Genomic DNA, 451 nt, shown 5'->3' with positions numbered 1-451 from the left:
GAACTAGGTGTGCCGTTTTCTGACCCTATGGCGGATGGCCCGACTATTCAACGTGCGGCTGAAAGGGCGTTGGCAAATCATGTTTCTTTGCGCGATGTATTGGAAACAGTACGCTTGTTCCGCCAAACCAATGATAAAACGCCGGTTGTGTTAATGGGTTACTTGAACCCGGTACATAAAATGGGTTATCAGGCGTTTGCGCAAGCGGCTGCCGAGGCAGGCGTAGATGGCGTGTTGACCGTGGATTCTCCGGTAGAAACCATTGCGCCTTTGCATGACTCGTTGAAAGCGCAAGGTATTGATTGTATTTTCCTTATTGCGCCAGCAACAACTGAGGAGCGTATTCAAACGATTGCCAAAGTAGCCGGCGGTTTTGTGTATTATGTATCGCTCAAAGGTGTAACCGGTGCTGCAAGTTTGGATACTGAAGAAGTTTCGCGTAAAATAGAGC

General features: G+C 48.6%; 1 protein-coding gene. It reads left to right on the top strand.

Annotated elements, in window-relative coordinates; genetic code table 11:
• On the top strand, positions 1–451 hold a 451-nt coding region (trpA, locus tag ACTHUR_RS20710; RefSeq protein ID WP_440400681.1), incomplete at both ends, for a tryptophan synthase subunit alpha.

The sequence above is a fragment of the Neisseria sp. P0021.S007 genome, from assembly GCF_051956855.1.
Note: the sequence above shows the minus strand (reverse complement) of the source record. Positions and strands in the feature narration are given on the sequence as shown.